General features: G+C 50.4%; 11 protein-coding genes. 6 read left to right on the top strand and 5 right to left on the bottom strand.

The genetic code is table 11. The features are described from left to right. The first annotated feature begins 412 nt into the window (after positions 1-412). Both ndk and C5O24_RS14590 read left to right on the top strand, forming a co-directional pair. The gene (gene ndk / locus C5O24_RS08320; RefSeq protein WP_107034848.1) at positions 413-877 is read left to right on the top strand and encodes a nucleoside-diphosphate kinase; all 465 of its coding nucleotides are present in this window, start codon (positions 413-415) and stop codon (positions 875-877) included. Between the two features lie 44 nt (positions 878-921). Next, positions 922-1,731, top strand: a complete 810-nt coding sequence (locus tag C5O24_RS14590; protein ID WP_107034847.1) for a M23 family metallopeptidase — start codon at positions 922-924, stop codon at positions 1,729-1,731. 98 nt (positions 1,732-1,829) lie between these two features. Here the strand turns inward: C5O24_RS14590 and C5O24_RS08310 are convergent, their stop codons facing one another. The 3 genes from C5O24_RS08310 to C5O24_RS08300 all read right to left on the bottom strand — a co-directional run bounded on the left by C5O24_RS08310 (position 1,830) and on the right by C5O24_RS08300 (position 4,117). Next, on the bottom strand, positions 1,830-2,471 hold the full coding sequence (locus C5O24_RS08310; protein ID WP_107034846.1) for an MBL fold metallo-hydrolase: 642 nt from the start codon (positions 2,469-2,471) through the stop codon (positions 1,830-1,832). Continuing rightward, positions 2,468-3,088, bottom strand: a complete 621-nt coding sequence (rsmG, locus tag C5O24_RS08305) for a 16S rRNA (guanine(527)-N(7))-methyltransferase RsmG (protein WP_107034845.1) — start codon at positions 3,086-3,088, stop codon at positions 2,468-2,470. Before rsmG ends, C5O24_RS08310 begins: the two co-directional genes overlap by 4 nt. Positions 3,089-3,223: 135 nt before the next feature. Further along, positions 3,224-4,117 carry an META domain-containing protein gene (locus C5O24_RS08300; RefSeq protein ID WP_107681697.1) on the bottom strand — a complete coding sequence of 298 codons (894 nt, stop codon included), beginning with the start codon at positions 4,115-4,117 and terminating at the stop codon, positions 3,224-3,226. A 305-nt stretch (positions 4,118-4,422) separates the two neighbouring features. Here C5O24_RS08300 and C5O24_RS08295 point away from each other — a divergent pair, with 305 nt between their 5' ends. The 4 genes from C5O24_RS08295 to C5O24_RS08280 all read left to right on the top strand — a co-directional run bounded on the left by C5O24_RS08295 (position 4,423) and on the right by C5O24_RS08280 (position 7,804). Next, positions 4,423-5,028 carry a chromate transporter gene (locus C5O24_RS08295; RefSeq protein WP_107681696.1) on the top strand — a complete coding sequence of 202 codons (606 nt, stop codon included), beginning with the start codon at positions 4,423-4,425 and terminating at the stop codon, positions 5,026-5,028. Beyond that, a complete protein-coding gene (locus C5O24_RS08290; protein WP_107681695.1) occupies positions 5,025-5,594 on the top strand; it encodes a chromate transporter in 570 nt (189 codons plus the stop codon). The genes C5O24_RS08295 and C5O24_RS08290 overlap by 4 nt, the downstream gene beginning before the upstream one ends. Positions 5,595-5,754: 160 nt before the next feature. Beyond that, positions 5,755-6,495, top strand: coding sequence for an ATP-grasp domain-containing protein (locus tag C5O24_RS08285; protein WP_161553857.1), 741 nt, complete (start codon positions 5,755-5,757; stop codon positions 6,493-6,495). Beyond that, entirely contained in the window at positions 6,485-7,804 is a 1,320-nt protein-coding gene (locus C5O24_RS08280; protein WP_107034840.1) for a bifunctional folylpolyglutamate synthase/dihydrofolate synthase, read from the top strand. Before C5O24_RS08285 ends, C5O24_RS08280 begins: the two co-directional genes overlap by 11 nt. A gap of 96 nt (positions 7,805-7,900) precedes the next feature. On the opposite strand, the gene C5O24_RS08275 is transcribed toward C5O24_RS08280, so the two are convergent. Both C5O24_RS08275 and C5O24_RS08270 read right to left on the bottom strand, forming a co-directional pair. Then, positions 7,901-8,275, bottom strand: coding sequence for a Rid family detoxifying hydrolase (locus tag C5O24_RS08275; RefSeq protein ID WP_107034839.1), 375 nt, complete (start codon positions 8,273-8,275; stop codon positions 7,901-7,903). Further along, a partial coding sequence (locus C5O24_RS08270) for a YihY/virulence factor BrkB family protein (RefSeq protein WP_107681693.1) occupies positions 8,272-9,557 on the bottom strand: 1,286 nt, incomplete at its 5' end. The genes C5O24_RS08270 and C5O24_RS08275, both read right to left, overlap by 4 nt.

Here is a 9,557-nt window from a genome sequence, read left to right as displayed (position 1 = left end):
GAACTGGCTCGCAATGCGGCATCGGATATTCTTGACAATGATCCGTTTTTAGAGAAGCCTGAACATGTGGCTATGCGCCGGGAGTATGACAGGATGTATCAGCGTGCGAGCGACTGGAGTCGCATATCCTGACCGGCGGATGGATAAGTTATGGTTGCGTTAACGCTAAGTGATACAACACTTTTTAATAATGGTTAATCGCCGGATTGTGGTGTTTTTACAACCATATCGATAATTTGGGTTATTTTCACAATTATACTTAAGTGGTTGATATGTCAACGATTGGCTTGCGTGGGTTGTGGCATTATGTCGCAAAGTGCTCACGATGAGCTGAAATTGTTTGTTCTTGTCGAAAAAAACTGCTATCTTTGAGCATCTTTCAACGGAAAAGCAAAAAAAATCTAAAATATTCATGGAAAAAACATTAGTGATATTCAAGCCTTCCGCAATGGAGCGTGGCTGTGTCGGACAGATACTGGCACGATTTCAGCAGAAAGGTTTGATAATATCCGGCATCAAGATGATGTGGCTCGATGAGGCCATTCTGCGGGAGCACTACAGTCATCTCGTCGAAAAGCCTTTCTTCCCTCATCTTCTCAAGGCCATGATGGCGTCGCCAGTGATAGTCGTATGCCTTGCAGGTCTGGATGTCGTTAATGTTGTCCGCATGATGACAGGATCCACCAACGGACGCGAGGCGCAGCCTGGCACTATCCGTGGCGATTTTGCGATGAGCAATCAGGAGAATATCATCCACGCCTCTTCAACAGCAGAAGAGGCCGTTGTCGAGATCGGGCGCTTTTTTAAGCCTGAAGAGATATATGAATGGAAGCCGGAATATATGGATTTTATCTATTCTTCGTTGGAGATAGACTGATTGAAACTTATAACTGACCTGAAAAGAGTAATTACAAACTATTGATGATCCAGTTAAAACATATAGCAGTAGCGGCTGCAATGACCGTTATGTCGGCGATGATGCCGGCTCAGGCGCAATTCAAATTGCCCGACAATCACAACAAAGAGCATGAAGATCTGCTCGCATCGCAGAAGCCGCTTTCGGCCGACATAAAAGTGATCAACACGCTGAAGTATATCAGCGAACTTTCAAAGGTAGAGATGCCTGATGAAGCGGAGGTGTATGGTGAATATTGGGAGAGCGCCAGCGTAAACCCCTATGTAAACGCTGTGATTCCTGATACAAAAGACATAGATGTCAGTGGATACTATCATCCTGTGCCCGGACATGTCACATCGAATTACGGTTATCGTCCGCGCTTCGGCAGAGTGCATCGCGGTATAGACCTGAAACTTGCCGTCGGTGATACCGTACGTGCAGCTTTCGACGGTAAGATCCGCATGACAAAATTTGAGCGACGTGGTTATGGCTACTATGTTGTGATCCGTCATGACAATGGCATGGAAACCGTCTACGGGCATCTGTCGCGATTCCTTGTTAAACCCGATCAGCGGGTCAAGGCCGGAGAGCCTATAGCTCTCGGAGGCAATACCGGTCGCAGTACCGGCCCACATCTTCATTTCGAAACGCGTTTCATGGGCGTTGCCATCAACCCGACCCAAATAATCGACTTTGAAAACAAGGTTACACACAAGGATGTTTTCTCGTTCAACAAGGCTGTTCACAATAAAGTCGTTGCAAAGAAAAGAACGACAGCCCGGCGCAAGGCAACAGCAAGAAGAGCGACAAAAAGGACTTCAAAAAAACGTTGACTGTTTGTAATCTGAGAGAACATAAAACCAATGCCCCGTGATTTCCGGCAAAGATATCACGGGGCATTGTTTATATCATCGATGAGAAATAATGACTGTCAAAGAAAAGGATTGGAGTTGATCTCACGCGCAATGGTTGTCGACGGCCCGTGACCGGGATAAACCATGGTGTCTGGCGGTAGTGTCAGAAGCCCCGACCGTATAGACCGGATTAGTGTGGCATGATCCCCTCCGGCCAGATCGGTGCGGCCGATGCTGCCGTTGAAAAGCGCGTCGCCTGTCACGACAAATCCTCCTTCGGGAGAGTACAGGGCTATGGAGCCGGGTGAATGCCCGGGTACTTCGATCACGTCAAGCCATTGCTTGCCGAGATAGATTTTGTCGCCCATGTTCACTTCTATATTGATCTTCACCGGTGTGTCGTGCGCTCCCTGCAGATGGAATGCACGAGCCTGTGCGGCCCGCATCTTTCCAAGCGGTGCATCGGCTCGGTGGGCTGTAAGGCCTACATGATATGTTGCCTCGACATATTCGTTGCCCATTGTGTGATCGATATGAAGGTGAGTGTCGATAAGCCTGACAATATCAAGCCGGTTGTCGCTTACAAAACGTGAGAATTCCTCGCACTCGGCAGGATTGGACATGCCCGGATCCACAACGGCTGTATGGAGTGTCAGCTCATCCCATATAAGATAAGTGTTGACTCCGAAAAGATTGAATTCAAAGCTATGGATTTTCATATTCTTACGTATAGAAGCTTTTTGGCAGAGAAGTATTCCTCGTCAAACCAGTCGGATACCGGCACCTCAAGCACCGGCCGCCGAGTGGCGTCGATCTCCGTTTTCAGATCGCCCCCTTTTAGGCATATCAGCCCGTCGGGAAGCGTAGAGCGGTCGTTATGCGCTATGTTTTTGGTGACGAGCGGCACAAGCTGGTCAAGGGTCATTACGGCGCGGCTGACAACGAAATCGAATTTCTCACGGCATTCGCCGATATCACCATGCTGTATGCTGACATTCGTCAGACCGATAGCATCGGCCACCGCCTGCGCCACACGAAGCTTCTTCCCGATGCGATCAATAAGGTGGAAATGACAGTCGGGCCACATGATGGCCAACGGTATGCCGGGGAAGCCTCCACCGCAGCCCATATCAAGCAATCGTGATCCGGAAGCCGGAGTCATGAACTTTGCTATCGCAAGAGAATGCAGCACGTGATGCACATACAGGTTGTCAATATCCTTGCGGGATATGACATTGATTTTTGCATTCCAGTCGGAATACAGAGTACCCAGCGCGGCAAAACGCTCGCGCTGGGTTTGTGTCAGCTCAGGGAAATATCTGATTATTTCCTCCATTGTGTTTTCAGTTATGTGTGATTCGTTTTAAGCTGATATAGCTGTGGTTAGTGTGGTCTGAATACGGACTGCAATGTCGTTTTGATTTGATCGTGCAGATTACTGCACAAACCTTATGATCGCTGTGCTGGGCCTTTATTGCTTCGGCAGATTGAGTCTGGTCAGTTGCATCATCACCTGTCCATGATCGTCCTTGAGCAGAGCGGTGTCCTTGTCCTTGCCGGGGATGGCCGTTTCAACCTGTTCGAGCACCACAAGGAATTTCTGCTCGCGCTCCATGTCAGGACAGGCCATGCGGGTCGTGGCCAGATTGGAGAATTGCAGCGAATTCTGTTTTGCGGGGTCTACGAATATCGATCCGTTGAGGATGTTACACCCTGTGTTGCCGTGAACCTTCAGTTCAGGAAGGTCGATGACCATCTGCATTTCGGCGTCGGCAGGGATGTTTTTGCCGTCGAGCACGCTTACACGCCATGCCCCGTTGAGAAATGTCAGGTCGCTTTTGCGCATTGTCATAGTAGTGGAATCAGAGGCGTTTTTCAGATAAAGGATATAGTCATTTGAAATTTTCTCGATTTTGAAGTGAGCCATCGAATTGAGCGCCGTGCCGATTCCAAGCTCATACTTCGCATCGGCACAATATCTCATCGTCGACAGAAAGTCGTTGACCGGACGGATATCTCCCTTCGGGGTGACAGCTACACGGCCGTTGAGATAATTGCATCCGTCATTGACATACAGCTTCATTTCAAATGGATTGACCGCCGTGGTGTCAAAAATAAGATACGGACGCTCTTCACCGGTCACTTCCATCCCACCGACGTTGGCTATGGTCCATTCGCCGTAAAGCACCCGGTCAATAGCCGCGACGGTCTGTTCGGGAGTCTTGGTTTCCACCACATCAGTCTGCCGGTTGATAGTGGCGGCCGGGGTTTCGGTTTTCTTGAAAACTGAGCATCCCTGTGCTAAAAGACAGAGAGCTGCGCCGGCCAGTATGGCGTTGTTGCGTATGGATTTGTAGTGTGCCATATAAATAATCTGTGAATTAGTTGATGTTTCTGTTTGTTCAAAAGCAACTTACTTAATATAAATGGTGGTAAATAGGAGAAGGTTCACCTCTTCCGCCTACAAAGTTAACATTTTAAGCTAAAATACGCAAAAACTGGTGTCGGTTGCTATAGGTCGATTTATACGAAGGTGCTCTTCAGCCGCAGGATATATTGCTATGTGACTGACTCCCGACTCCTGTTCAGGTCTTATTTGGCCGGTGTGCATGTTGTGAACACAGTGTGCATTGTGTCGTATGGCTTTTTTTGAGTAATTTTGTGGTCATTATGGATAAGGAAAGAGGCATTTTATTGAAACTGTTCCTTACGTTCATGAAGATCGGGGCTTTCACATTTGGAGGTGGATGGGCCATGATCTCGATCATAGAGCGTGAGGTGGTGGATAAGCACAGGTGGCTTGCCAAAGACGAGTTTCTTGACCAGCTTGCGGTGGCACAGTCGCTGCCGGGTATATTGGCTGTCAATATTTCTGTTGCTGTCGGTGATCGTCTGAAGGGGACACGGGGAGCCGTATCGGCTGCATTGGGAACTATATTGCCTTCGTTTTTGATCATTCTGTGTATCGCAATATTTCTTACACCTGATCTTATAAAAAACAATCCGGTGTTAAGCAGTATTTTTGCCGGCATACGTCCGGCGGTAGTGGCACTGATCATAGCTCCGGTGATCACTACGGCAAGGGCGGCGCACATAGGCTGGCGTACGGTCTTGATTCCGGCAGTTGTGGCGTTGTTGATATGGTCGAAATGGCCGGTTGTGTCCAATCCGATCATATTTATAGTGCTTGGCGCAGCGGGCGGGTATATGCACATGAAATTTTCCATGACACGTCTGCGCGGGCGTGAAGACAATGCGAAAGGAGGTGACAGATGATATATCTAAAGCTTATATGGGCATATCTCAAGATCGGTTTGTTCGGGTTCGGCGGAGGATATGCCATGCTTGCGCTCATAGAGCGTGCGATAGTGGGACCGAGATGGATCACATCGCAGATGTTCACCGATATCGTGGCTATATCCCAGATGACTCCAGGGCCGATTGGCATAAATTCGGCCACATATATAGGCTATGTGGCGCCGGGAGTATCCGATCCGGCTTTTGTCGGTCCGTTATGGGGCCTACTCGGATCGCTCACCTGTACTCTTGTAGTCGTTGTGCCGTCGTTTATCCTGACGCTTTATGCTTCGCATTTTATACAGCGTCATAAAGACAGCGCCATTGTCAAGGGTGTGTTTGCCGGATTGCGACCGGTGGTAGTCGGACTGATAGCTTCGGCGGCGTTGTTGCTCATGAATTCAGCCAACTTCGGTTCGACTTCCGCTGATGTGATCAAAAGCGTGGCGATCTGTGTGGCAGCGTTTGTGATGGTGTTTTTCATCAAATGGCACCCGATACTGGTGATATGTCTGGCCGGAATAGCCGGCTATATCATGTTTTGATTTTTTTTGATTGCTCACCGGATTAGAGAGTATGCCTGACGGATTAATTGTTTTCCCAGAGTCCACGCTGACTAAAGCGTCTACTGCGTTTGATTGGTGGCGGGCGGAGGCACAGCGTTGTGGCATAAGATTGGCTGTAGCTTTTGCCGAGCAAATTCAGATGCGTTATGTTGATGGCAATGCATTGACTCTTATTGGCGGACGACAGATCGACACTCCGCGTTTCGCGGTCATGCGCGGATATTTCCGCGACATATCGTGCCATTTCGAGCGTTTAGGCATACCGGCTGTCAACCGTTGGATCTCCATGCAGGAGAGTGCCGATAAGATTCTGACTCATCAGGCGCTTACTGCAGCAGGGCTTCCTACGCCGGTTACGGTTTATCCGGCTTCGGCTCTGAGTTATGATGATGCGTGCGAGGCTATCGGAGCCCGTAGGTTTGTCATCAAGCCGATCGAAGGCTCCTGTGGAGTGAATGTGTTTCTGGTCAATAGCTGCGATGAATATGATCATGCCATCAAGTCAGCCGGATCGGACGCACTGATACAGCACTATGTGAGGTCGAGCAGCGGACGCGACCTGAGGGTCTGGACGGTGGGAGAGCATACGGTCGGGTGTGTGATGCGTCATTCGTCCTCGTCGTTTCGCTCAAATTATGCCCAGGGTGGAAGTGCGAGTGTCTGTGCTCTGTCTGATGACGCGGCACGGATGGCGGTGGCTGCGGCCCGGTGTCTGGGACTTGAGTTTGCCGGTGTGGATCTGCTTTTTACTCCCGAGGGAGGATTCACCGTCTGCGAGGTCAACGGCAATGCCGGATTCCGCACTCTTTCGGCCGTAGATCGCCACTCGCCGATTCTGAGGCGTTTGTTTGAATATATAACTGACAGATATGTGCAATAATATAGAAGAATCATATAGAAGAGTCCTGTCGGAACTCAACGACGGCTATACCGCTTTTCACAAGGTAGGAGCCGTAGCCATTGATCCGGGACTTGATACGACGATGGAACTCGCCCGACGCCTTGGCGACCCGCAGAACGCTTATCGTACAATCCATGTGGGAGGCACAAACGGCAAAGGGTCGGTGGCACATACACTTGCGTCGGTGCTTCAGAGTGCCGGTTATCGTGTGGGACTTTACACTTCGCCGCATCTGCTCGACTTCCGCGAACGCATACGCATCGATGGCAAAATGATAGCGCGCTCGGAGGTAGTGGCCTTTATGGAGCGGTTCAAAAAGGTGGAATACGGCTTTCACCCGTCGTTTTTCGAAGTCTGCACCCTCATGGCATTCTGGTGCTTTGCCAAGGCAGGGGTGGATGTGGCCGTAGTGGAGGTGGGGCTTGGCGGACGCCTTGACAGCACCAACATTATAACTCCGATGCTATCTGTCGTCACCAACATATCGCTTGACCATACAGGGCTCCTCGGAAATACAGAGCCTCTCATAGCTGCCGAAAAAGCCGGGATATTCAAGCCCGGAGTGCCGGCGGTCGTCGGAGAGGCTCAAGGTGAGGTCAGAGCTGTTTTCGAGCGTAAGGCAGCCGAGATTGGAGCACCGTTGGTTTTTGCAGCTGATAGCGATGAGATCAAAGAGGTGTCGGTCGGTAATGAAGGTATGCAATGTTATGATACTGTCGGTTTCGGCCATATAGCATCGCCGCTTACTGGCGAATGTCAGTATCATAATGCATTGACTGTGCTCGAAGCTGTAAAATCGTTGCGTCGGTCGCAGCTCGATATCACTGCCGAGGCAGTCCGGGCGGGGTTCTCGCAGGTCTGCGTTCTTACAGGATTGATGGGTCGGTGGACGATCGTGGATCGGCATCCGTTGACTGTCTGCGACACTGGTCATAATCCCGGCGGATGGATCTACACCGCCCGTCGTCTAAAGACATTTGGTGGTCAGGCAGTCCGTCTGGTGATAGGATTTGTCTCCGACAAGGATGTCGATTCAGTCCTTGGCTTATTGCGTGGTATTCCGCGGCTGCATGTATATGCTTGCCGTCCGTCGGTCGATAGAGCGCTTCCGGCCACGATGCTCGCTGAGAAAGTGAATGATGCCGGACTACAGCTGGCGTCTGTCGACGATGAGGTGTCGCGGGCATATGGCAATGCCGTGGCCGACGCGTCGGAGTCGGATATGATCTTTGTAGGCGGTTCGACTTTCGTTGTAGCCGATTTCCTTGCGTCGCGAGGTCTCGGTTGACGCAGGGTCGATAGATGGTTGTAAAAGTAAACCGACGATGTCGTGTCCAGTGGGGACTATCGTCATCGTCGGTAATGTATCCTGTCAGCGTGGTGGTTATCGCACGGCGATGGTCTCGATCTCGACAAGCACCTGCTTGGGAAGCTCGCGGACAGCGACAGCCGAACGTGCCGGGAACGGAGCGGTGAAGGATTCGGCATAAACCTCATTCATGGCAGTGAAATCAGCCATGTCGGCCAGAAATACTGTAGTCTTGACCACATTGTCGATAGTCAGACCGGCCTCGGCAAGTATTGCTTTGATATTGGCGATTGACTGTGCTGTCTGAGCCTTGATGCCTTCGGGGATCTCACCGGTGGCGGGGTTTACAGGTATCTGTCCGGAGATGAATACCATGTTGCCCAGGTCTATTGCCTGGCTGTAGGGACCGATGGCCGCGGGAGCGGCGGTTGTTGCGATCTGTTTTTTCATTGCTTTGATGGATTTATATTGAGTGAAATGATGTTTGTCGTGTCAGCTGCCGAGATCATCTGATCGGTGACCTCGTCGCAAAATCTGTCGATTGATTCAAACCGTTGGCTGAATTCGGGTATGAAGTCAGATTTACCTTCATGTTGCATTAGTCTGATCACCCGTCCTATAGTCAGTCGGGTGACGTCGACAGCCGGCTGCAGCGGATGTTCGGTTTGTCCCGATCCGTTGTCGATGAAATTGATGAGTCCTATTTTGTGCAGACATTTCACAATCGGGGTGACCAGCGCTACCGGCAGGCCATAGTCGGCTGACAGTTGTCGTGATGTTATTGCCGCCTCGCCTTCGACAAAACGCCGTGAGATGACAGCCATTATCGCTACAGCTACTTTACGTCGGTAGGCGATCGAAATGTTGTCAACATCCTGATAAAAATTAAACTGTCCGGCATTCTGCGACGCATAACACAGCAGAGCGCCGATAAATGTTACCAGCCATACAAGCTGAAGCCAGATCAGCAGCAAAGGCAGGAATGAAAATGATCCGTAGATGGCATTATACTTCGAAACGTACATCTGTCCGCTCACAAACACCCATTGCAGCAACTGGAAGGCTGCACCGACAAACAGGCTTACAATGGCGGCCGGCTTGAACTTCACTTTTGTGTTGGGGATGAACAGATAGCTGACAAGAAAAAACAGACACGTGAATATGTAGCTGCCGAGATCAAGTAGCCAGTTGACTGTCGGTTTGAGAAAATCCACATCGATAAGTTGTTGGAGTGTGGAGGATACAAGCAGCGAAAGGCTTGCCGAACAGATCATGAACACGGGCAGCGTAAGCAGTATGGCCAGATAGTCGGTCATTTTGCGGAACATTGAGCGGCCGCCGCTGAGATTCCATATATGATTGAACGAATCCTCTACATTGCCGAGCAACGATATCAGGGTCCATAGCAGCACTACTACGCCAACGCCGACGAACACTCCTTCGGATGTCTGGGCCAGATATGAGTCGACAAAACGGAATGCAGCCTGCAATGCTGTGTGCTGGGCGGGGAAGAAGCTCAATATCTCGGATTCCATAAGATTCTGAAAGCCGAAACCGCGGGCTATGGCAAACAGCATGGCAAGTGCGGGCACCAGGGCAAGAAGAGTGCGGTAGGTCATCGCACAGGCCTGACTCTGCAGATCGGCATTGAGAAATCCTCTCACAGACAGATTGATGATCTTTGTCAGATGCACTATAGGACGGTCGGCAGTGTCGCGCCATACGCCTACGG

The sequence above is a fragment of the Paramuribaculum intestinale genome (genome assembly GCF_003024925.1).
Taxonomy (GTDB): Bacteria; Bacteroidota; Bacteroidia; order Bacteroidales; family Muribaculaceae; genus Paramuribaculum; species Paramuribaculum intestinale.
The sequence above is the reverse complement of the archived record's forward strand: the minus strand, read 5'-3'. Positions and strand labels throughout refer to the sequence as shown.